Genomic DNA, 21404 nt, shown 5'->3' on the forward strand with positions numbered 1-21404 from the left:
GCCGCCGGTGCGGCGGGCGACCACCCGCAGCACGTTCCCGTCCACTGCGGGAACCGGCAGTCCGAAGGCGATGGAGGCCACCGCCCCGGCGGTATATTCCCCCACGCCGGCCAGGGACAGCAAGCCCTCGTAGGTGCCGGGGAAGACACCCCCGTGGTCCGCCATGATCTGGCGGGCGGCCTTTTGGAGGTTGCGGGCCCGGTTGTAGTAGCCCAGCCCCTGCCACAGCTTCATCAGCCGGTCCTCCTCCACCGCGGCCAGATCGGCCACGGCGGGCAGTGCGGCCATAAAGCGGCGGTAATAGTCCAAAACCGCCGCCACCCTGGTCTGCTGGAGCATGATCTCCGACCCCCACACGCGATAGGGGTCCCCCAGCGCGCCTCCGCCGGGGGCGGGGCGCCAGGGCAGAACACGGGCGTTTTCGCGATACCACGCCAAAAGCGGAATGGGCAGACGGTCAAGCTCCTTCAAGGGCGGCTACCTCCTCAGCATGCTCCCTGTATTATATATGGTGCAGGAGAAAATTTCAACGGACGCAATCAAAACGCCGCTGCGGAACATCTAATGGTCAGAAAGGAGGGATGGGCGTGACGGAACAGGAATACGCCGTCCGGGCCGACGCCATGAAGGGGAAGCTCTACGGCATGGCCCTCCTCTACCTGGGCAGCGCCTCCCTGGCGGTGGACGCGGTGGACGAGGCGGTCTACAAGGGCCTGCGCGCCTGCGAAAAGCTGCGGGAGGAGCAGTTTTTCGGCACATGGCTCACCCGTATCCTCATCAATGTCTGTAACGCGGAGCTGCGGCGGCACAGACGCGAGGTATCCGTGGCGGAGCTTCCAGAGACGGCACAGGAGGACTTCGACGCCCTCCCCCTGCGGGATGCGGTGGGCCGGCTCCCCAGAGAGCTCAAGGAGGTCATCATCCTGCGGTATTTTTCCGGACTCACCCTTGCGGAGACCGCCCGCGCCCTGGATATCCCCCAGGGGACGGCGGCCACCCGGCAGAGAAAGGCGCTCAGGCTCCTGCGCCTGGAGCTTGTGGATGGAGAGGAGGTGGGCGCATGAACCGAAACGAGGAATACTGGGCCCTGGTCGCAGAACTGGGGGAGACGCCGCCTGCGCTGGACGGCACCGTAGAGCGGGCCCGTGTCCGGGCCCGTAAGGCAAGGGCGGGCCGCTGGCTGGGAATCCCCGCGGCCTCCCTGGCCGGGGCGGCCTCCGCCTTCATTTTACTGGTGAACTGCTCGATGCCCTTCGCCATGGCCTGCCGCCGTGTGCCTTTTGTCAGGGCGCTGGCGGAGGCCGTGGCCGTGGCCCCCAGCCTGAAGGCAGCTTTTGAAAACGACTACATCCAGCCCGTGGGCCAGACCCGGACCGCCGATGGCGTCACCCTGTCGGTGGAGTATCTCATCGTGGATGAGAGGCAGCTCAATGTGTTCTATACGCTGGGCTGGGACGGGGAGAACGCCCTGGAGGCGCAGCCGGCGCTGCTGGCGCAGGATGGGGAGCATTTGGAGGGCTATGCCGCCACCTGGGGCAGTCCGGGGGAGGAGCTGCAGGAGAAGGATTACCGCGTTGCCACCTTCTATTTTGCGGAGGGGAGCCTTCCCGACAGGCTGACGCTGCGCTTTGACGTGCGGGACGCCGGCTATCCCAAGGCGGGGCAGGGCGCGGCGGAGAGCCGGGCCGCTCCGGCGGACGGGCCCTGGCCGGAGGAGACCCCGCAGGACCGCCCGGCTGCGATGGTCTCCTTTGACTTTCCCCTGACCATCGATACCGGGCTCATCGGACCCGGACGGACGGTGCGGGCGGAGCAGTGGATCGAGCTGGACGGTCAGCGCCTCCGGGTGGACGGACTGTCCATCGACCCCACGCAGATGGTCCTGACCCTCTCCGACGACCCCAACAACACCGCGTGGCTGACCGGCCTGGACTGCTATGTGGCAGATGAGAAGGGGAACCGCTATGAGAAGGGAGGCGTCTCCTTCGGGAGCGCGGAGGGGGAGCACTTCTGGCCCAACTACACCCTGGAGAGCCCCTATTTCACCGGCGGGGAGGCATTCACTCTGGTGATCACCGGCTGCTCCTGGCTGGACAAGGACCGGACCCAGGTCACCCTGGACCTGGAGACCGGGGAGGCCGATTGGCTCCCGGAGGGACTTTTCGTGGAGAGTATCGAGCGCCGGGGGGAGGACGTGTATCTGTCCCTGCGCAACGACGGCCAGGGGACCTCCTTCCAGTGGTACTATTACGATCCGGAAGGCGGAGAGCATGAGTGGGGCGGCTACTCCATGAGCGCCGTAGACCGGGACGAAGACGGCTGGTGCGAGGAGAACACGGAATACCGCGTCCTGAGGGACTATGGATGGGACAGCGTGAAGCTGGCGCTTTCCACCAATCGCCGGATCGAGCTGGAGACCCCGCTGGAGGTCCCGCTTTTTTAAGCGGACGGTCCAGAGGCCCGCTCCCCGCACCGGGGGAGAGGGCCTCTGGACCGTCCCGGCGGAAAGGGCGCCGAGAGGCGGATAATTTGAAATTTTCCTTGACATTTCTAGGATTTTCTATATAATAATATAGCCTGTCGAAATGAGATGGGCGTCATCCTTGCTCTCACCAAAGAGTGAGGGCCACAAGACCATAAGGAGGTGCAAGTAAAATGGCAAAGATCAACGGCAACTACGAGGTGGCATATATCCTCAAGCCCGAGCTGGGCGAGGAGGCCACCGCCGCGCTGGTGGCCAAGTTCAAGGCGATGGCCGAGGCCCGGGGAACCGTGGCCGAGGTGGACGAGTGGGGCAAGCGCCGGCTGGCCTATCCCATCGACGACCTGAACGAGGGCTACTACGTGTTCATGACCTTTACGGCTGATGCCGCGTTCCCCGCCGAGCTGGACCGCGTGATGCGGATCACCGACGGCGTGATGCGCTCCATGATCGTCTGCAAGGACGAATAAGGAGAGGCCATGCTCAACAAAATTTTTCTTCAGGGCCGCCTGGTGGCGGACCCTGAAATGCGGCACACCCCCTCGGGGGTAGCCGTGGCATCCCTGCGGCTGGCCGTGGACCGGGACTTCAAGGACAAGGAGACCGGGGAGAAGAAGGCGGACTTCATCAATGTGGTTGCCTGGCGCTCCACCGCCGAGTTTGTCTCCCGGTATTTCACCAAGGGCCGTATGGCCGTCGTGGAAGGCCGTCTCCAGATCCGGGATTACACGGACCGGGACGGCAATAAGCGCACCGCCGCAGAGGTAGTGGCCGACAACGTCTATTTTGGCGACTCCAAGCGGGACGCCGAGGGCGGCGGCTACGGCGGTTACGGCGGCGGCTACTCCGCCCCTGCGCCCAGCGCGCCCGTCCCCCCTCCGGCCTACGCCGCCCCCGCGGGCGGGGATCAATTCGCCGAGCTGGACGACGACGACGGCGAACTCCCGTTTTGATGTACCCCATCAAAACAGGGCCTTGAAAATGGGCCGACAGGTCCGACTTTCTTTTCAAAATAAATATAAGGAGGGTATATACCATGCCTATGGATAGAGAGCGTCCCCGCGGCCGCAAGCGCCGCAAGGTTTGCAGCTTCTGTGTGGATAAGGTCGAGCACATCGACTATAAGGACGCCGCCAAGCTGCGTCGGTTTGTCTCCGAGCGGTCCAAGATCCTGCCCCGCCGGACCACCGGTACCTGCGCCATGCATCAGCGCCAGTTGACCCAGGCCATCAAGCAGGCCCGTCAGATCGCCCTGCTGCCCATCGTCACCGACTAAATTCCGGATATGAGAAAGCGGACATGCCATATGGCATGTCCGCTTTTCTTATGAGCAGAAACGGTGGTTTCCAATGACCTTGATGAGGGGACGGGACCAGATCCAGCCGCTGGTTGCGGTGCTGGGATTAAAATAATAGATGGCTCCGCCGCTGGGGTCGGCGCCGTTGAGCGCCTCCCGGGCGGCCCGGATGGAGGATTCGGCCACCGGCTGGTCGATCTGCCCATCGTCCATGCAGGAGAAGGCGCCCGGCTGATAGACCACTCCCGCGATGGTGTTGGGGAAGGAGGGGTGGCTCACCCGGTTGAGGATCACGGCGCCCACCGCCACCTGGCCGCTGTAGGGCTCGCCCCTGGCCTCCGCCGAGATGACACGGGCCAGCAGATCCACGCTGTTGCTCTGACTGGAGGAGGCGCCGTTCTCCGTGGTCGTCATGCCCAGCGCTTTCAACGTGGCGGTCCCCGCCACACCGTCGGCGGTAAGGCCGTTTTTCTGCTGAAATTTCTTTACGGCTGCCTCTGTTTTGGAGCCATAGATGCCATCCACTGGCCCATCAAAATAGCCCCAGCGCACCAGCTTTTCCTGAATGGTGCGTACCGCCTGGCCGGAGGAGCCCTGCCGGTAGGTAGCCGCCTGGGCGGTCTGGACCAAGGTAATGATCAGAATGTTGAGCCCGAAGATGAGGGCCAGCGACCAGAGAAGCCGCTTTCTGTGTTTCCCCACGTTCCCGCCTCCAAAAAAGTTTCTGTCCCTAGTCTACGACAGGCCGCTTCTTCTTATGCGAGGCGAATAATGGAAGCATAACCGGGTCATACTGGAAGGACGAGAAAAAAGCAGGAGGGGATCCAGAATGGTCAAGGGAATCAACAAACGGGTCATCGTGGTAAAGGCGCCGGACCCGCGCCTTTTTGAGCAGGCGATTTTTATCATGCGGGAGGATGCCTTTGCCGAGGGTGTCTCGGCGGAACAGGTGCTGGAGGAGGCCCAGAAGGCGGCGAAAAGCTATGTGCGGGGAAATACGCGGGTGGGGCGGTGGATCAGATTTTTGCCTGCGCCGGCCTGGGCGGCAGCCGGCGCGCTGGTGGCCACGGCGGCCTGGAGTCTGGCTCTGTTTTTCTAAGACGGAGCAGATGCATAGGGGTAACACAAGGGGGCGGCGGCATACCCAAAAGGGGTCCGCCGCCCCCTTGCACGCCATGAAGACGGCGGATTTCTGCAAGAAGGCCAGGGGCCGGAGGAATTTCCTCCGGCCCCCGGCCAATACATTTAATCCCTTTGGGGATACTTACTTCATGCCGTTCTCGTAGGCCTCGATCATCTTCTTGACCATCTGGCCCCCAACAGAGCCGGCCTCGCGGCTGGTCAGGTCGCCGTTATAGCCCTGCTTCAGGTTCACGCCGACTTCCTGAGCGGCCTCCATCTTAAACTTGTTCAGGGCCTCGCGGGCGCTGGGCACGACAGGCTGATTAGAATTATTAGAGCTAGACATAATTTCGCATCTCCTTGTTTCGTTTGTTTGTTGGATTGGGAATCCAGACATAGCATTGCCTCACGCGGTATTTCTATGTGCGCCATTTTTTGCCGTCCAGGCTCCCAGTTTCACTGCGGTCGATCAAAGCTCTCAATACGCAGCGGTGCCTGACGTGATGTGTGATTCAGATGACGATGCGCTTTATTTTTATAGACGAGAGAAGGAAGTGGCCGCCCCCGATACACATGGTGACCAGTGCGCGTTCCGCCCGGGTCCGCTGGAGCGCGGACAGGGCTTTGCAGGGGAGCACGGCTCCGGTCGCACCCAGAGGATGTCCCAATGCGATGGCTTCTCCGTTGGGATTTACGCACACTCTGTCCAGTCCAAGCTCTCGGATACGTGGGATGGCTTGCGCCGCAAAGGCCTCGTTGAGTTCAATGACATCAAAGTCGTTTACAGAGCTTCCGGCTATGGCGAGAAGCTTTTTGACTGCGGGGATGGGGCCTATGCCCATGTAGGCCGGAGGTACGCCTACCACGGCATGGGCAACAAAACGGGCGTATGGGGTGATGCAGCTCATAGATTCGATCCCACCGCAGACGACCACATCCTGTTGTCCCGACAATATGGCGTTGGCTCCGGTCTATGGTCAGGCAGGCGATATGATCCTGTACGATAAAATCTATTTCCATAATACCCTCCAAACTCTTCTTAATCGGGCCGCGTCCGGCTGCAGCTCAGGTAAGAAAATTACAAAACGAAAGACACCGGTGTTTATTGCAAGTATACGGGACGGGAGGTAAAAGTGGTTGGACAAAAATAGTTGAAAGTACACAGGCTGCTTTGAGATGTATTGTGTAAAGGGTGTTTTTTACCACCTACTACACATTGGCTGGCGGCTCATTTATGGTAAAGTGATTGACCAGCAGAGGGGAGGAGGTGTAGTACTCATAAGGGGGCATGACCCGCTGAAAGACGGTCATGCCCCCTTATCTATCTGCTCGTAGTTTACTGCGAGAAATTACCCAATATAGAGAAAACAGATGAAAAATTTTATACCGGAGATGGCAGAGAGGTCTATTTTATAAAAAAGGGGTTGAAGTATAAATAATACTTTGTAAAATGAAGATATCGGGCGCTCGATGAGAAAATATCAGGAGGCTTCAAATGAACGATATAAAAGTATTTTCCATCGGAAAGATTGTAAATGAAGAAGAAAATGTAAAAGTAGTTGTTGAACAAAAGTATGCAGAAGGATTAAAAGGGCTTGAGGGATACAGTCATGTGCAGATTCTCTGGTGGATGGATGGTTGTGACAATGCATCTGACAGGGGAACATTGGTAGAAGAAAAGCCATACAGAAACGGTCCTGACGAAATTGGAGTATTCGCATTGAGATCCCCTGAAAGGCCAAATCCGATTGCGGTATCCAATGTAAATATAGCATATGTTGATGTAGAATCGGGAACGGTTGGGCTATATTATATTGATGCATTTGACGGAAGTAAGGTAATTGATATAAAACCATATACGCCAAGCATAGATCGAATTGAACATCCTTTTACTCCTAATTGGTGTGCACATTGGCCAAAGTCTTATGAGGAAAGCAGTGATTTTGATTGGGAATCAGAATTCAACTTTTAGGAGAAAACCGTCATGGCACTTGCAGATTATATTTATAATAAGCCAACTATTGAAACGGATAGAATAGTGATTAGACCTATGACAACAGAAGATGTCACAGATTTAAAAGAATGGATGCCGGATAAATCAATTTATACTTACTGGGGCAAAGGCCCCAGTAAGACTGAAAAGAATCCTGGGTTGCTTTTTGAAAAGGGAAATAAACCTACAAAAAGTCTTCATCTGGGAATATCAGTTAAAGATTTAGATAAAGTAATAGGTGATCTATGGGTATACCTTATAGAGAATAATCGAATGGCATCTGTTGCAATACGTCTTTCAAAAAAATATCACGGAAAAGGTTACGGAACAGAAGCTTTATCGGCTATGGTTCGCTTTTGCTTTGAAAAGACTGAACTGAAACGATTATGGGCAGAAGTTGATATTCGTAATGTGGCTTCACAAAGAATATTAGAAAAGAGTGGTTTCACAAGAGAAGGACTTATCAGACAGGGGAAAATGGTTAATACATGGTGTGATTATTATGTTTATGGCATCCTCGATTCTGATTTGTAATTAGTGTACAAAATGGTATAAAGAACTCGTCAGATTTCGATTAGTCGCTCTCTTGTGTCTGCCACGGCAATACTTGCTGGGAATTATATCAAGAACCTGCTGCCATGTGATTGGCCAAGGGCGCACTTACTCACCACCGGCAGGGCCGGCTGGGGTACTGCCTGGCAGCAGCCGTGCGCTCTTCGAGGGGAACGCATCCAGCGGGCTTTCCAGCTCCGGCGCTATTCGGTAGCCAAGAAAGCCCTTCCAGCCGACCATTTCCTGTCAGCTCGCCATTATCTATGATCGGGACCGATATATGTCCCGTGTGGTACAGGAGCTGCATGGATTTGTGGAGCGCGGCGGCTGGGAAAGGCATCAGGGGGCGGTGTCCCGCCGGCGAGGCTGGGGAAAAGTCAGAGAAAGCAAAAGGGGGCCTTGCCGCAGCGTTGCGGCAAGGCCCCCTTCACTTATTGTGGGATGCAACTGAGAAAGACACCGCGGGAGATATGCGGCCAGGCCGTGCCGGCCCATGGAAAGCGCGGTGGATTATTGTAATGATGCACAAAAACAGGCGTAAAAAATTGGAGGTGTTCCGGTAAAAACGGCTTGCTTTTTTGAGCGGCGGCGAGTATGATAAATAAAACAAATAAAAAATTAGTAATAAAAAATTTTTGTGAGGTGCAATATGACCCATTCCTCCGCCCAAACAGCCAGTGTTTTTTGCTTTACAGGCGTGCCGCCGCTGGGGCAAACCATCCCCTTGGGCCTCCAGCATGTGGTGGCGGCGGTGGTGGGAGTCATCACACCCGCCATGATCATTTCCGGAACCTGTGGGCTCAATGCTGCCGAAGAGACACTTATGGTGCAGGTCTCTCTCATCCTTACCGCCGTAGCCACGCTGCTGCAGCTTTTTCCGCTGTTCCGGAGGATCGGGGCGCGCCTCCCCGTAGTCATGGGCATCAGCTTTGCCTATGTGCCGACGCTCACCGCCATCGGCGGGCAGTTTGGGCTCTCCACGATATTGGGTGCGGAGATTATCGGCGGATGTGTGGCAATCGTGTTCGGGATTTTTGTCAAACAGATCCGGATCTTTTTCCCGCCTCTGGTTACAGGGACGGTCATTTTTACCATCGGCCTCTCCCTCTATCCCACTGCCGTGCGCTATATGGCGGGAGGGAGCGCTGACAGCCCCTGGTTTGGCGGACTGCGCAGTTGGAGCGTTGCCCTGATTACCTTCGGCGTGGTGGTGTTTCTCAACCACTTCACCAGGGGCATCTGGAGATTGGGGGCCCTGCTGTTCGGCATGATCGTGGGATACCTGACGGCGCTCTGCTTCGGGATCGTGGACCTCTCCAAGGTGGGGCCCGCAGCCTGGTTCGCGCTGCCCGCCGTGATGCCCTTCCGGATCGAGTTCGTCCCCGCCGCCAGCGTCTCCCTAGCCATTGTCTATGTGGTGAACGCGGTGCAGACCATCGGAGATCTCTCCTCCACTACCATGGGCGGCATGGAGCGCATGCCCACCGACAGGGAGCTCTCCGGCGGGATCGTGGCCCAGGGGCTCATGAGCATCGTGGGGGCGTTTTTCGGCGGGCTCCCCACCGCCTCTTACAGCCAGAATGTGGGCATCGTCACCGTAAACAAGGTGATCAACCGGGCGGTCTTTGCCTTTGCCGCCCTGGTATTGTTGGTGGCGGGGCTGATGCCCAAGCTGGCCGCCGCCCTCACCACCATTCCGCAATGTGTCATCGGTGGAGCCACGCTCTCCGTCTTTGCCGCCATCACCATGACCGGCATTCGGATGATCACCGGAGACGGCGTGTTCACCGCACGGAAGAGCACGGTGGTGGGACTCTCTGTGGCGCTGGGCGTGGGAATCACCCAGGTGCCGGGCTGTCTGGCCGGCAGCGGCTTTCCGGACTGGGTGACCACGGTGTTCGGCTCCTCTTCTGTGGTGGTCGCCACGCTGATGGCGATCCTCCTCAACCTGATCCTGCCCAAGGACCGGACGGAGCGCAAGGCCGAAGAAAAGTAGAAAAAGGCCCGGCGGATTTTATCCGCCGGGCCGGGAATCGCCGCAGGAGCGATTCCCCTTTTTCCAGCAGCGCCTAGTTCTTGGCCTCGTCGATATAGCTATAAAGGGTGTACTTGGAAATACCGAAGAACTTGCACACCTTGTCGCCGGATTTGGTGATGAGGAAAGCGCCGGTATCGTTGAGAAATTGGATGGCCTTCACCTTGTCCTCTTTGTTCATGAGAGGTACCGGTTTCCCCACCAGCTTGACACTCTGCTCGATGAGCTCATCCAGAAGGTCGGCCACATTCCGGGAGATGTGCTCCGGCTCCCGTTCCGGCACCTGGGTGGCAGTAAAGCCCTTGAGGGCGTCCTCCATGGCCAGCATGAGGGTGATGTCGTAGTTGATGGCAAAGACGCCGATGGCTCTGCCGTCGTCATCTCGGATATAGATGGTGCTGGATTTTAGGATCTTTCCGTCGTCGCTCCGGGTCAGATAAGCCAGTCGGTCCTCCAGGCGGGCACAGTCGCCGCGCAGAGCCTCCAGAACGATATGGGAGGGGCCGTCTCCCACCCGGCGCCCGGAGACGTGACCATTCTCAATGGCCACAATGGAGTGCTCCACATCGTTGGAGTCCAGGTCATGAACCACTACTTCGCAATTTGAACCAAATTGCTGCGCAATACCCCGGGCCAGTTGAAAACAGAACTGCAGATGGGAAGCCCGCATCGTGATCGCCCGCCTTCCTCTATTCGTTGGTTTATTTTTATTATAACAGATATCAGGGGGAATTCAACAAAAAGAGTTTGCGCTAAAAAATATTTTTAATATGTCCTTGCAAAGATAAAAAAACTATGATAAAATTAAATTGTTCAAAGAAAAGAACCTTGTGCAGAATTGACAATATAAGCTGTAAAGAAGTGCTTCGCGCACGGGCCGGTGTTCATTCAGAGGAATGGGCACCGTTTTGTTTTAAAGGGGCAAAGAGTGAGGAGGAGAGTGCAATGCTGCTCATTGGAAACGGAAGGGTCATCACAAGAGACGATGCGCTGCCCTATCTGGCCGACGGCGCGGTGGCGCTGGACGGCGAGCGGGTCGGAGAGGTGGGCCCCCTTGACGCGATGAAGGCCAAGTACCCGGATGCGGAATTCGTGGACGCCCGGGGCGGTGTCATCATGCCGGGACTCATCAATGCCCACACCCATATCTACTCGGGGCTGGCCCGGGGACTGGGGATCGAGGGAAACGACCCCACCAACTTTTTGGAGGTGCTGGAGGGGACATGGTGGAACATCGACCGCCATCTGACCCTGGACGGCACCCGGGCCTCGGCCTATGCCACAGTGCTGGACTGTATCCGGGATGGAGTGACGACTATTTTTGACCACCACGCCTCCTTCGGCGAGATCCCCGGGTCGCTGTTCGCCATTCGGGATGTGTGCCGGGAGCTGGGGATGCGTGCCTGCCTGTGCTATGAGGTATCGGACCGGGATGGGGAAGAAAAGTGCGTGGAGGCCATCCGGGAGAACGCCGACTTCGCCAAGTGGGCGAGAGAGCAGGACGACGATATGATCCGCGCCATGTTCGGCGGCCATGCGCTCTTTACCCTGTCCGACAGGACCTTTGCCCGTATGGTGGAGGCCAACAACGGCATGACGGGGTTCCATATTCACGTGGCCGAGGGCATGAACGACGTGTATGATTCCCTGCGGAACTACGGATGCCGTCCGGTGAACCGGCTCTTAAACCACGGTATTTTGGGGGAAAAGACCATCCTGGGCCACTGCATCCATATCAATCCCGCCGAGATGGAGATCCTTCGGGAGACCGGCACCATGGTGGTCAATAATCCAGAGTCCAATATGGGCAACGCCGTGGGCTGTTCGCCGGTGCTGCAGATGATGGAGCGGGGCATCCTGGTGGGTATGGGCACCGACGCCTATACCCACGACATGCTGGAGTCCCTGAAGGTGTTTCTCCTCATCCAGCGGCATAACGCTTGTCTGCCCAACGTAGGCTGGTGCGAGGACATGCAGATGCTTTTCCGCAACAATGCCTCCATCGGCGCGCGGTACTTTCGAAAGCCGCTGGGTGTTTTGAAGCCCGGCGCTGCGGCGGATGTCGTCGTCATGGACTATAAGCCGTTCACTCCCTTCTCCGAGGAGAACATCGACGGGCATATGCTCTTCGGCATGATGGGAAAGAACTGCCGCACCACCATCATCAACGGGAAGGTGCTCTACCGGGACCGGGAGTTTGTGGGCATCGACGAGGACGCCATCAACGCCTGGACGCTGGAACAGAGCAAAAAGCTGTGGGGAGCGCTCAACCGCAGGAGCTACTAAAACGCGGGATGCGTTGATTGCGTCCTCCCCAAGGTTTCGCTCCAGAGCGGCGGATGCGATGGAAAAGAACGAGAGAATTGGCTGGAGGTCATACATATGAGTGATATTATGCGTCCCATCCCCTTCGCCCAACTGATGGACTGGGCGCTCACCGAGTACCGGCAGCAGAAGAGCCTGTTCGGCGTCTGTAAGCTGGTGCGCCATGAGAATGGGCAGGCACGCCCTATTTTCGGCGAAAAAATCGAGGCGCCGTTCGGTCCCGCCGCCGGGCCCAATACCCAGCTTGCCCAGAATATCGTGGCGGCCTACGCCGCCGGGGCCCGGTTCTTTGAGCTCAAGACCGTGCAGATCATGGATGGCGAGGCCCTCTCCAAGTGCGTGGCCAAGCCGTGCATCACCGCCGGGGACGAGTGTTATAACTGCGAGTGGTCCACCGAGCTCACCGTTCCCCAGGCCTATGAGGAGTACGTCAAGGCATGGTTTGCCTGCAAGCTCCTGGCAAAAGAGCTGGCGCTGGGCGATCCGGACGGCTTTGTTTTCAATATGTCCGTGGGCTATGACCTGGAGGGGATCAAGAGCCCCAAGATCGACGCCTATCTTGAGGGCATGAAGGATGCCTCTGGCTCCGCCGTGTGGCGGACATGCATGGAGTGGGCCCTGGATAATACGGACCGCTTCGAACAGGTGGACGCGGCATATATCCGCGCCGTCAGCCCCAGGGTGTCCTGCTCCATCACTGAATCCACGCTGCACGGCTGTCCTCCGGATGAGATCGAGCGCATCGCCACCTATCTCATCACGGAAAAAGGGCTCCATACCTATATCAAGTGCAATCCGACCCTCCTGGGCTATACCTTCGCCCGGAAGCGGCTGGACAGTCTTGGGTTTGACTATGTGACCTTTGACGACCACCACTTTGCAGAGGACCTTCAATGGACCGACGCAGTGCCCATGTTCCGCCGCCTGATGGGGCTGTGTGCGGAACGGAAACTGGAGTTTGGCGTCAAGCTTACCAACACGTTCCCCGTGGATGTAGCGGCCGGTGAGTTGCCCAGCCAGGAGATGTATATGTCCGGACGCGCGCTCTTCCCGCTGACCATCTCCCTGGCCCGCCGCATCGCCGAGGAGTTTGAAGGAGGGCTGCGCATCTCTTACTCGGGCGGTGCCGACGTCCACAACGTCGAGGCGCTCTTCGCCGCGGGCATCTGGCCCATTACCGTGGCCACCACCATTCTCAAGCCCGGTGGCTACCAGCGCCTGAGCCAGATGGGCAAACTCCTGATGGACTGCGGGAGCGAGCCCTTCCGGGGCGTGAATGCCCAGGCGGTGGCGGCGCTGGCGGAGCAGGTGGAGTCGGACCCCTATTACCGCAAGCCCATCAAGCCCCTGCCGGAGCGGAAGATGCACAGAAAGGTGCCCCTCATCGACTGCTTCACAGCGCCATGCCGGGATGGCTGCCCCATCGAACAGGATATCCCCGCCTACCTGATGGCTGTGAGCCGGGGGGAGTACGGGCAGGCGCTGGAGATCATCACCCGCCGGAATGCGCTCCCCTTCATCACCGGCACCATCTGCCCCCACCGCTGTGCCGACAAGTGCATGCGCAATTACTATGAGGAGTCGGTCTGGATCCGGGAGATGAAGCTGCGGGCCGCCCAGGGCGGCTATGATGCGCTTCTGTCCAAACAGAAGGCCAGGTCCGCCGTCTCCGGCAAAAAGGTGGCCGTGGTGGGCGGCGGCCCGGCCGGGATGGCGGCGGCCTTCTTCCTGGGCCGGGAGGGGGTGCCCGTTACTCTGTTTGAAGCCACCGGCGCTCTGGGCGGTGTGGTGCGCCATATCATTCCGGAGTTCCGCATTTCCTCCGAGGCCATCGACAAGGATGAGGCCCTGGTCCGGGCCATGGGTGCGGAGGTCCGCCTGAACACGTATGTCGGCTCCTATCAGGAGCTGGAGGAGCAGGGCTTCACCCACGTGATTTTTGCCACCGGCGCCCAAAAGCCCGGAGACCCCAGGCTGGAGTATGGGGACTATGTAAACTTTACGGAGGTCCTCGCCGCCCTCAAGGCGGGCAATGCCCCTACCCTTGGGACCGATGTAGCGGTGATCGGCGGAGGCAACTCCGCTATGGATACCGCGCGGGCGGTAAAACGCCTGCCCGGCGTGGAGCACGTGCGCCTGGTCTACCGGCGGACCAGACGGTATATGCCTGCCGAGGAGGAGGAGCTCCGGCTGGCCCTGGAGGAAGGGGTGGAGTTCCTGGAGCTGCTGGCGCCCAAGGGGGTAAAGGATAATATCCTGACATGCGCCGTCATGGAGCTGGGTGCGCCGGACGCCTCGGGTCGCCGGGCGCCTGTGCCCACAGGCAGGACCCAGGAGCTCCCCTGCACCACCCTCATCGCCGCCGTGGGGGAGCGCATCGACGAGTCTGTGGATGTGGGCCCCTGGCCCGTGATCGGCGACCGACGGCAGGGTCCGGCCACAGTGGTGGAGGCCATTGCCGACGCCATACAGGCCTCCAGGGCCATCATGGAGTGGGAGACCGGAACCTATACAAATCAGAATATTTGCGAGGACTATAACAGACCGTTTATGAAAAAAGGGGACCTGTGCAGCGACTGTGACGGCTGCGCCGACGCCCGATGCCTGGGATGCCCCACGGTTTGCGAGGTGTGCGCCGACGTGTGTCCCAACCGCGCCAATGTAGCAGTGGCGGTACCGGGTAAACGGCAGCGCCAGATTGTCCATGTGGACGGCATGTGCAACGAGTGCGGCAACTGCGCCACCTTCTGCCCCTATGAGAGCCGCCCCTACAGGGATAAGTTTACACTGTTCTGGAGTCGGGAGGACTTTGACAACAGTGGGAACGAAGGCTGGCTCCCAGCGTCCGGCGAGGACGGTGGGTGTTTGGTCCGTTTGGACGGCCAGGTGCGGGAGTATCAGGTGGACGACTCCGGCTGTGGGCTCCCGGAGGACCTCCGGCTTCTAATCCTGGCAGTGCAGGACAACTACGGCTATCTCCTGAGGGAAAAGTAAACATACTTCGGCTGTCCGGCGGAGCGCCGCACCTGCGCGGCAGACGGCTCCGGGGAAGGGACGGTCACAAGGCCGCTGTGGAGGCCGTGGTGTGAAGGACCGCTCGGATGGCGGCGCATGAGGCATGCAAACGCTAAGATTTGGAGGCGGCAAGATGACTGGAAAGGACGGGGTCCGGCGGTATTCCATGTTTTTTGCGGGGGTGCCGATCTGCGCTGCGGGGATCGCGCTGATCACCAGGGCCGGACTGGGAACCTCGCCCATCTCCAGCATCCCCTTTGTCCTTAGCCTCATCACGCCCCCCACCATGGGGGTGTATACCTTTGTCTTCAATATGCTTTTCCTGGCCTGCGAAGCCCTGCTCCTGCGCCGGTTTACCGCGCTGCAGGCGCTGCAGATCCCGGCCACGCTGGTGTTCAGCGCCTGCATCGATTTGGCGCTGGACCTGATCCCCACCCAGTACGGCGGGCCCTATCCCATGAGCCTGCTCTATCTGGCGGCAGGCTGTCTGGTTATGGCGCTGGGCATCTCCCTGGAGGTCATGGCCGACGTAATTATGCTCCCGGGCGAGGCTTTTGTCCGCGCCCTCTCCCGTGCCTTGGGGAGGGAGTTCGGTAATGTGAAGGTGTGCTTTGACAGTTCTCTCACGCTTGCCGCCGCTCTCATCGCCCTGCTCGCCTTCCATAAGCTCAATGGTGTTCGGGAGGGCACGCTGGTCTCCGCTCTGGCGGTGGGGCAGCTCGTCAGGTTCTATACCCGCCGTCTGGGCGGGCTCAGGGTCCTGTGGCTGGGGACAGACGGGACGAAACGATCTGAAATCGCTGAATAGGGGGACCACACATGGGTGAATCGTACACCTTTACGGTAAACGGCATCCTCCGGGAGACCGAGGAGGAGAAGCCTCTGCTGCGCTATCTGCGGGACGACCTGCATCTCACCTCCGTGAAGGACGGATGCAGCGAGGGGGCATGCGGCACCTGTACCATCGTGGTGGACGGAAAGGCCGTGCGGTCCTGTATCCTGACCACAAAAAAGGCGGTGGGAAAGCACATCCTCACCGTAGAGGGGCTCACCGAGGCCGAGCAGGAGACCTTTGTCTACGCTTTCGGCGCGGTGGGAGCGGTGCAGTGCGGCTTTTGTATCCCGGGTATGGTCCTCTCGGGCAAGGCCCTTCTGGACCAGAATCCCGTTCCCTCCGAGGATGAGATCAAGAAGGCCATTCGGGGCAATGTGTGCCGCTGCACCGGGTACAAGAAGATCATAGAGGGCATCTCCCTGGCCGGGGCCATCCTGCGGGGGGAGAGGACCGTGGACCCCGCCCTGGAGCGGGGAGAACGCTTCGGGGTGGGGGAGCGGGCCTTCCGCTCCGATGTGCGGGACAAGGTGCTGGGCCGGGGAGAATACTGCGACGATGTGGCCCTCCCGGGCATGGTCCACGCCTCGGCCGTCCGCTCGGAGTACCCCAGGGCACGTGTGCTGGACATCGACGCCTCGGCCGCCCTGGCCCTCCCCGGCGTGCTGGCGGTGCTTACCGCCGAGGATGTACCTCATAACAAGGTGGGGCACATCCAGCAGGACTGGGACGTGATGATCGCCAGAGGCGACGTGACCCGCTGTGTGGGCGACGCCGTCTGCCTGGTGGTGGCCGAGACGGAGACGGCGCTGGCCGAAGCCAAAAAGCTGGTAAAGGTGACGTATGAGCCCCTTTCGCCGGTGCGCACCATCCAGGAGGCCATGGCGGAGGACGCCCCCAGGCTCCACCCCAACGGGAACCTCTGCCAGTCCCGCCATGTCACCCGGGGCGACGCCAAAGCGGCCCTGGCAAACTCCAAATATGTGGTGACACAAAGCTATCGTACCCCTTTTACCGAGCACGCCTTCCTGGAGCCGGAGTGCGCCGTGGCCTTTCCGTATCAAAATGGGGTGAAGGTGTATACCTCCGACCAGGGCGTCTACGACACCCGGAAGGAGATCGCCATCATGCTGGGCTGGGAGCCCGAGCGCATCATGGTGGAGAACAAGCTGGTGGGCGGTGGGTTCGGCGGAAAAGAGGATGTGTCGGTGCAGCACATCGCCGTGCTGGCCGCCCTGAAGGTGGGCCGCCCGGTCAAGGTCAAATTCTCCCGCAAGGAGTCCATCGCCTTCCACCCGAAGCGTCACTATATGGAGGGCACCTTCACCCTGGGCTGCGATGAGAACGGCATCTTTACGGGCCTGGACTGCGAGATCTACTTTGACACCGGGGCCTACGCCTCCCTGTGCGGGCCGGTACTGGAGCGGGCCTGTACCCACTCCGTGGGCCCCTACTGCTACCAGAACACCGACATCCGGGGCTATGGGTACTACACCAACAACCCGCCCGCCGGGGCCTTCCGGGGCTTCGGCGTCTGCCAGAGCGAATTCGCCCTGGAGTCCAACATCAATCTGCTGGCCGAGCAGGTGGGCATCTCGCCCTGGGAGATCCGTTACCGCAATGCCATCGAGCCGGGCAAGGTGCTGCCCAACGGCCAGATCGCCGACTGCTCCACCGCCCTCAAGGAGACGCTGGAGGCGGTGCGGGAGGCGTATGAACAAAACGCCGGACATGCAGGCATCGCCTGCGCCATGAAAAACACGGGGGTGGGAGTGGGTCTTCCGGACAAGGGGCGGGCCCGGTTGGAGGTCCGCGGCGGCGTGGTGGAGATCTACGCCGCTGCCTCCGACATCGGCCAGGGCTGTGCCACCGTGTTCCTCCAGATCCTCTCCGAGACCGCCGGCCTGCGCCGGGAACAGATGCGCAATATGGGCAGCAGCTCCGAGCTGGCCCCCGATTCCGGCACCACTTCCGGCTCCCGTCAGACCCTCATCACCGGCGAGGCAGTGCGCATTGCCGCCGCTGACCTCAAAAAGGCCCTGGACGGCGTGGGTGGCGACCTCTCCGCCCTGGAAGGCCGGGAATTTTTTGCTGAGTTTTTTGACCCCACCGACAAGCTGGGCGCCGACAAGCCCAACCCCAAAAGTCACGTCGCCTACGGCTTTGCCACCCATGTGGTGGTGCTGGACGACGACGGCAGGGTGAAAGAGGTCTGGGCCGCCCACGACTCCGGCAAGGTGGTCAACCCCATCTCCATCCAGGGACAGATCGAGGGCGGTGTGCTGATGGGCCTGGGCTACGCGCTCACCGAGGACTTCCCCCTGAAGGACTGTGTGCCCCAGGCTAAATTCGGCACGCTGGGCCTGATGCGGGCCGATCAGATCCCGGACATCCACGCCATCTATGTGGAGAAAAAGGAGCTCCTGCCCTTTGCATACGGGGCCAAGGGCATCGGAGAGATCGCCACCATTCCCACCGCGCCTGCCGTCCAGGGGGCCTACTATGCCCGGGACCATGTTCTGCGCACCGCACTGCCTATGCAGGATACGTTTTACCGTCCGGCCAGTAAGGGAAAATAGCGCCTCCGCCGCTCCGCCGCAGTTGACACGGCGGGGCGGCTTTCTGGGAGGAGCGGGAGAGAACAGAATCAAAAAATATTTTTGAAACTCTCTTGACAACAGGGGTGGCTGTGGTATGATAGCATCAGAGACAAACAAAAAGTTTGTATTACTTAAAAATATTTTGCAGGAGACGTCGGGATGAAGGATTCCATCAAGTGGGCCGGCAATCGCATGCCGAAAAGCGACGACCGGCAGCTCGCGGTGATGGCCCTGAGCAACGTGGCAAAGGCCAGGTTTTTCCACAGCAGCTTTCCCCAGTATTCCATTACCCCGCTGGCCCGGCTGGACGGCATGGCCAAGTATCTGGGCCTTGCGGGACTCTATGTAAAGGACGAGTCCTACCGCTTTGGGCTCAACGCCTTCAAGGTATTGGGCGGGTCGTTCGCCATGGCGCGGTACATCGCCGGGGAGATGGGGAGAGACGTCTCGGAGATGACCTACGACTACCTTACCAGCGAGGCATTTCGCCGGGAGTTCGGCCAGGCCACCTTCTTTACTGCCACAGACGGCAACCATGGACGGGGCGTGGCGTGGGCGGCCAACAAGCTGGGCCAGAAGGCCGTGGTACATATGCCCAAGGGCAGCAGTCAGGCCCGCTTCGACAACATCGCCAGGGAGGGCGCCGCCGTCACCATTGAGGACGTGAACTATGACGACTGTGTGCGTATGGCCGCCGCTGAGGCTGCGGTCACGCCCCACGGCGTGATGGTGCAGGACACCGCCTGGGAGGGCTACGAGGAGATCCCGACCTGGATTATGCAGGGATACGGCACCATGGCCAATGAGTGTGCCGACCAGCTCCGTCAGGTGGGGGTGAACCGGCCCACCCATGTCTTTGTCCAGGCCGGAGTGGGGAGCCTGGCGGGTGCGGTGATCGGCTACTTTACCAACCTCTTTCCCAGTGATCCCCCCAAGTTCGTGGTCATGGAAGCCCGGGCGGCCGACTGCCTCTACCGGGGAGCTCTGGCCGGGGACGGTGCCCCCCGCATCGTGGAGGGCGACCTCCAGACCATCATGGCGGGTCTTGCCTGCGGCGAGCCCAACACCATCTCCTGGGACATCCTGCGCAACCACGTCTCTGCCTTTGTCTCCTGTCCCGACTGGGTGAGCGCCCGGGGAATGCGGATGCTGGGCGTCCCTGTGAAGGGGGACCCGGTTGTGATTTCCGGCGAATCCGGCGCGGTGGGCATGGGACTTCTCGCCGCCCTGATGGAGACCGACGTGTATCGGGACCTGCGGGAGGCCCTGGAGCTGGACCGCTTCAGCCAGGTGCTGATGTTTTCCACCGAGGGGAATACCGATCCCATGAAGTTCAGAAAAGTGCTCTGGGACGGCGAATATCCCACAGTTTGACCGAAGGTCAAACTGTGGTGCCGGGAGAGGGCACCTTTAGAAGAGAGCGATATTGTTGAATAGATGGAGGGTTTTAAGTATGGATTTTGGGCAGATCAGGAAAGCCGCGCAGGGCTACGGCGCCGACATGAACCGCTTCCTGCGGGAGATGATCTCCTACCCCAGTGAGAGCTGCGAGGAGAAAGCGGTCGTCGCCTGTATCCGGCGGGAGATGGAAAAGCTGGGCTACGACAAGGTGGAGGTGGACGGCCTTGGCAACGTCATCGGCTGGATGGGTGACGGTGAGAAGATCATTGCCCTGGACTCACACATCGACACCGTGGGCATCGGAAACCTGGACAACTGGGAGCGCGACCCCTACCAGGGCTATGAGGACGACGCGGTGATTTACGGTCGGGGCGGCTCCGACCAGGAGGGCGGTATGGCCTCCGCCGTATATGGCGCCAAGATCATGAAGGATCTGGGCCTCATCCCCGCCGGGTACAAGATCATGGTAGTGGGCTCCGTCCAGGAGGAGGACTGTGACGGCATGTGCTGGCAGTACATCGTCAACAAGTTCTTCCCCCAGAGCGGCATTCGGAAGGAGCAGGTGGAGTTCGTCATCTCCACCGAGCCCACCGACGGCGGCATCTACCGCGGACACCGGGGCCGCATGGAGATCCGGGTGGACGTGAAGGGGATCTCCTGTCATGGCTCCGCCCCCGAGCGGGGCGACAACGCCATCTACAAGATGGCCGACATCCTCCAGGACATCCGCGCCCTCAACGAGAATCCCGCCGATGACACGGTGGAGATCAAAGGCCTTGTGAAGATGCTCGACCCCAAGTACAACCCCGAACACTATGAGGACGCTCGCTTCCTGGGCCGGGGCACCTGTACCACCTCCCAGATTTTCTACACCAGCCCCAGCCGCTGCGCCGTGGCCGACTCCTGTTCCGTCTCGGTGGACCGCCGTATGACCGCCGGCGAGACCTGGGATTCCTGTCTCCAGGAGATCCGGGACCTGCCCAATGTAAAGAGGTATGGGGACGATGTGAAGGTCTCCATGTACATGTATGACCGGCCCTCCTGGACAGGAGAGGTCTACGAGACCGAGTGCTATTTCCCCACCTGGATCAACAAGGAGAGCGCCGCCCACGTCCAGGCCCTGGTGGAGGCCCATCAGGCTCTCTTCGGCGCGGAGCGCATCGGACACGCCGACGCCGAGGCCAAGCGGGACGCCATGCATCTGCGCGTCGGGCGCCCCCTTACCGACAAGTGGACCTTCTCCACCAACGGCGTATCCATCCAGGGCCGCTACGGCATCCCCTGCGTAGGCTTCGGCCCCGGCGCCGAGAGTCAGGCCCACGCCCCCAATGAGATCACCTGGAAGCAGGATCTTATCACCTGCGCCGCCTTGTATGCCGCGGTGCCCGGACTCTACAAAGAGGAGAACAAGACCGGCGATGTGGCGCAGTTCCGCGCCGGCAAAACGGATAACGACATTCTTTGACCCGCTGCTTTGTTCCGGGAAAGATGAAAAAGGACCGCCCGAGTCCGCCATCCATCATCAGAAGAGGAGAAACAGAACTATGGATCATACCCTTCAAAACTATATTGACAAGCTTAATGCCCTCAACTTTAAGGAGATGTACGAGGGCGACTTCTTCCTCACCTGGGATAAGACCGACGACGAGCTGGAGGCCGTGTTCACCGTGGCAGACGCGCTGCGGGATCTGCGGGAGCGGAACATTTCCGCGAGGATCTTTGATTCCGGCCTGGGCATCTCCCTCTTCCG

At 59.9% G+C, this 21404-nt stretch carries 20 protein-coding genes and 1 pseudogene; 16 read left to right on the forward strand and 5 right to left on the reverse strand.

The annotated features are described in order from the left end of the window. Positions 1 to 471 (reverse strand): HhH-GPD family protein (locus ABUA09_RS15645; protein ID WP_502880782.1); only part of this gene is annotated, 471 nt, incomplete at its 3' end. Positions 472 to 581: 110 nt separating this feature from the next. Between ABUA09_RS15645 and ABUA09_RS15650 the strand changes: the two genes are divergently transcribed. The 5 genes from ABUA09_RS15650 to rpsR all read left to right on the forward strand — a co-directional run bounded on the left by ABUA09_RS15650 (position 582) and on the right by rpsR (position 3758). Next, positions 582 to 1064 carry a sigma-70 family RNA polymerase sigma factor gene (locus tag ABUA09_RS15650; protein WP_207742480.1) on the forward strand — a complete coding sequence of 161 codons (483 nt, stop codon included), beginning with the start codon at positions 582 to 584 and terminating at the stop codon, positions 1062 to 1064. Further along, entirely contained in the window at positions 1061 to 2443 is a 1383-nt protein-coding gene (locus ABUA09_RS15655; RefSeq protein WP_349949509.1) for a DUF4179 domain-containing protein, read from the forward strand. The genes ABUA09_RS15650 and ABUA09_RS15655 overlap by 4 nt, the downstream gene beginning before the upstream one ends. Before the next feature lie 212 nt (positions 2444 to 2655). Beyond that, a complete protein-coding gene (gene rpsF / locus ABUA09_RS15660) occupies positions 2656 to 2952 on the forward strand; it encodes a 30S ribosomal protein S6 (protein WP_033119160.1) in 297 nt (98 codons plus the stop codon). Positions 2953 to 2961: 9 nt separating this feature from the next. Beyond that, positions 2962 to 3435 carry a single-stranded DNA-binding protein gene (locus ABUA09_RS15665; protein WP_033119161.1) on the forward strand — a complete coding sequence of 158 codons (474 nt, stop codon included), beginning with the start codon at positions 2962 to 2964 and terminating at the stop codon, positions 3433 to 3435. A gap of 83 nt (positions 3436 to 3518) precedes the next feature. Continuing rightward, the gene (gene rpsR, locus ABUA09_RS15670) at positions 3519 to 3758 is read left to right on the forward strand and encodes a 30S ribosomal protein S18 (RefSeq protein WP_349949510.1); all 240 of its coding nucleotides are present in this window, start codon (positions 3519 to 3521) and stop codon (positions 3756 to 3758) included. Between the two features lie 48 nt (positions 3759 to 3806). On the opposite strand, the gene sleB is transcribed toward rpsR, so the two are convergent. Then, on the reverse strand, positions 3807 to 4481 hold the full coding sequence (gene sleB / locus ABUA09_RS15675; RefSeq protein WP_033119163.1) for a spore cortex-lytic enzyme: 675 nt from the start codon (positions 4479 to 4481) through the stop codon (positions 3807 to 3809). Positions 4482 to 4608: 127 nt separating this feature from the next. On the opposite strand from sleB, the gene ABUA09_RS15680 reads away from it, so the two are divergent. Beyond that, positions 4609 to 4878, forward strand: a complete 270-nt coding sequence (locus ABUA09_RS15680) for a hypothetical protein (protein WP_033119164.1) — start codon at positions 4609 to 4611, stop codon at positions 4876 to 4878. Between the two features lie 165 nt (positions 4879 to 5043). Here the strand turns inward: ABUA09_RS15680 and ABUA09_RS15685 are convergent, their stop codons facing one another. Together ABUA09_RS15685 and ABUA09_RS15690 are read right to left on the reverse strand one after the other, a co-directional pair. After that, positions 5044 to 5247 carry an alpha/beta-type small acid-soluble spore protein gene (locus ABUA09_RS15685; protein WP_033119165.1) on the reverse strand — a complete coding sequence of 68 codons (204 nt, stop codon included), beginning with the start codon at positions 5245 to 5247 and terminating at the stop codon, positions 5044 to 5046. Positions 5248 to 5413: 166 nt separating this feature from the next. Further along, entirely contained in the window at positions 5414 to 5854 is a 441-nt protein-coding gene (locus ABUA09_RS15690) for a hypothetical protein (protein WP_242848538.1), read from the reverse strand. 542 nt (positions 5855 to 6396) lie between these two features. On the opposite strand from ABUA09_RS15690, the gene ABUA09_RS15695 reads away from it, so the two are divergent. From ABUA09_RS15695 to ABUA09_RS15705, 3 genes are all read left to right on the forward strand, one after another. Beyond that, entirely contained in the window at positions 6397 to 6873 is a 477-nt protein-coding gene (locus ABUA09_RS15695) for a TrmO family methyltransferase domain-containing protein (protein ID WP_082636112.1), read from the forward strand. Between the two features lie 12 nt (positions 6874 to 6885). Continuing rightward, positions 6886 to 7428: a GNAT family N-acetyltransferase gene (locus ABUA09_RS15700; protein ID WP_147586199.1), complete on the forward strand. Its 543-nt coding sequence runs from the start codon at positions 6886 to 6888 to the stop codon at positions 7426 to 7428. A 667-nt stretch (positions 7429 to 8095) separates the two neighbouring features. Next, positions 8096 to 9442, forward strand: coding sequence for a uracil-xanthine permease family protein (locus ABUA09_RS15705; RefSeq protein ID WP_279204350.1), 1347 nt, complete (start codon positions 8096 to 8098; stop codon positions 9440 to 9442). A 73-nt stretch (positions 9443 to 9515) separates the two neighbouring features. Here ABUA09_RS15705 and ABUA09_RS15710 read toward each other — a convergent pair whose 3' ends face one another. Continuing rightward, positions 9516 to 10151 carry a helix-turn-helix transcriptional regulator gene (locus tag ABUA09_RS15710; protein ID WP_033119098.1) on the reverse strand — a complete coding sequence of 212 codons (636 nt, stop codon included), beginning with the start codon at positions 10149 to 10151 and terminating at the stop codon, positions 9516 to 9518. 275 nt (positions 10152 to 10426) lie between these two features. Here ABUA09_RS15710 and ssnA point away from each other — a divergent pair, with 275 nt between their 5' ends. From ssnA to ABUA09_RS15745, 7 genes and pseudogenes are all read left to right on the forward strand, one after another. Continuing rightward, on the forward strand, positions 10427 to 11767 hold the full coding sequence (gene ssnA / locus ABUA09_RS15715) for a putative aminohydrolase SsnA (RefSeq protein ID WP_279068713.1): 1341 nt from the start codon (positions 10427 to 10429) through the stop codon (positions 11765 to 11767). A gap of 96 nt (positions 11768 to 11863) precedes the next feature. After that, a complete protein-coding gene (gene ygfK, locus ABUA09_RS15720) occupies positions 11864 to 14800 on the forward strand; it encodes a putative selenate reductase subunit YgfK (protein WP_279202275.1) in 2937 nt (978 codons plus the stop codon). A gap of 154 nt (positions 14801 to 14954) precedes the next feature. Then, positions 14955 to 15629 (forward strand): YczE/YyaS/YitT family protein, encoded by a 675-nt coding sequence (locus ABUA09_RS15725; RefSeq protein WP_033119101.1) that lies wholly within the window; start codon positions 14955 to 14957, stop codon positions 15627 to 15629. An 11-nt stretch (positions 15630 to 15640) separates the two neighbouring features. After that, a complete protein-coding gene (gene xdh / locus ABUA09_RS15730) occupies positions 15641 to 18232 on the forward strand; it encodes a selenium-dependent xanthine dehydrogenase (protein WP_279202277.1) in 2592 nt (863 codons plus the stop codon). A 180-nt stretch (positions 18233 to 18412) separates the two neighbouring features. After that, positions 18413 to 19627, forward strand: a complete 1215-nt coding sequence (dpaL, locus tag ABUA09_RS15735; protein WP_058118410.1) for a diaminopropionate ammonia-lyase — start codon at positions 18413 to 18415, stop codon at positions 19625 to 19627. A 79-nt stretch (positions 19628 to 19706) separates the two neighbouring features. Continuing rightward, positions 19707 to 21119, forward strand: coding sequence for a YgeY family selenium metabolism-linked hydrolase (locus ABUA09_RS15740; protein WP_058118409.1), 1413 nt, complete (start codon positions 19707 to 19709; stop codon positions 21117 to 21119). A gap of 79 nt (positions 21120 to 21198) precedes the next feature. Beyond that, positions 21199 to 21404: pseudogene (locus ABUA09_RS15745) on the forward strand (knotted carbamoyltransferase YgeW); the annotation flags it as partial.

This window comes from Intestinimonas sp. RTP31139st1_F5_RTP31139_211217 (assembly GCF_040226735.1).
Taxonomy (GTDB): Bacteria; Bacillota; Clostridia; order Oscillospirales; family Oscillospiraceae; genus Intestinimonas; species Intestinimonas butyriciproducens.